This is a genomic window from Microbacterium sp. Bi128 (assembly GCF_918698205.1).
The window spans coordinates 1-1,141 of record NZ_CAKKMM010001557.1 but is presented as its reverse complement, the minus strand read 5'-3'; the positions used below and the strand labels follow the sequence as shown (position 1 = coordinate 1,141).

At 72.7% G+C, this 1,141-nt stretch carries 1 protein-coding gene and 1 pseudogene; one reads left to right on the top strand and one right to left on the bottom strand.

Going from position 1 to position 1,141, the window contains the following annotated elements; translation table 11 throughout:
• A partial coding sequence (locus tag LQV45_RS34525) for a YeiH family protein (protein WP_230012408.1) occupies positions 1-833 on the bottom strand: 833 nt, incomplete at its 3' end.
• A gap of 142 nt (positions 834-975) precedes the next feature.
• Between LQV45_RS34525 and LQV45_RS34520 the strand changes: the two are divergent.
• Positions 976-1,141 (top strand): annotated as a pseudogene (locus LQV45_RS34520) (circularly permuted type 2 ATP-grasp protein); the annotation flags it as partial.

Genomic DNA, 1,141 nt, shown 5'->3' with positions numbered 1-1,141 from the left:
GGGGAGAGCCACCCGGTGGTGCGCAGGCCCGCCAGGGCCACGAATCCGATGACGAACAGCGGGACCACCGGGGGGCGCTTGGCGCCGTCGGCTGCGGTGCCCAGCCGGTGATGGAAGCCCGCGGCGGCGACCATCGGTGCCAGCAGGATCACCCGGGTGAGTTTAACGACGACGGCGACGGCCAGCGCCGCGGTGCCGGCGGTCTGGGCGGTGGCGACCACCTGCCCGACGTCGTGGACGGAGGCGCCGGTCCACGCCCCGAAGATCTCCGGACCCAGGCCCAGCGGCCGCGCGAGCAGCGGCAACACACCGATCGCCAGCGTGCCGCACAGGGTCACGAGTGCCACCGGCAGCACGGTTTCCTCCTGCCGGATTCGGCGCACGGCGGCCATCGCCCCGATCGCTGACGCCCCGCAGATGGCGAATCCCGTGGCCACCAGCAGCGCCACGCGGGGCGGCAGCCGGAAGAGCCTGCTGATTCCGTACGTCCCGGCGAAAGCGGCCAGCACGACGGCGGTCACGAGCAGGAGCGCAGCCCAGCCCAGGCCCAGCACATCGCCGAGGCTGACTTTCAGGCCCAGCAGCACGATCCCGGCCCGCATGAGGTGCTTGCCGGCGAAGTCCAGCCCGGGCCGCGCCGGCCCGGCGGTCCAGCCAGACACGCCCGGCAGGTTGGCCGCCAGCAGCCCGAGGAGCACGGCCATTGTCATCGCCGGCAGCGCGGGAAGGAGCAGGTGGGCGGCGACGGCGACGGCGACGGCCGCCGCGGCGCCGGCCAGGCCTGGCGCGGCGTCTCTCAGGGCTGAGGCGGTGGCGGATCTCTTGGGGGGCACGCCCCTACATTGCCGTACCCGGCCCTAAAAGCCGTAACCGCGGCCGTCCCGGCAGGCGGCCCGGACTGCGCGGCCAGCACTGAGCGCCGCGCCGCGGGCCGCCGAAATGATTTCGCAACAAAAAAGTGGTTGGCTAGTGACCATGTCTGACCTATTCCAGGAATACTCCGAGGCCGCCGGCCGCACCGGCGCCTACGACGAGATGTTTGCCCCCGGCCAGCAGGCCCGGAGATCTTACGGGCAGGTGGCCCTGGCCCTGCGCGAACTCTCGTTGGCTGACGTCAGCGCCCGCGCCGATTCCATGGCCC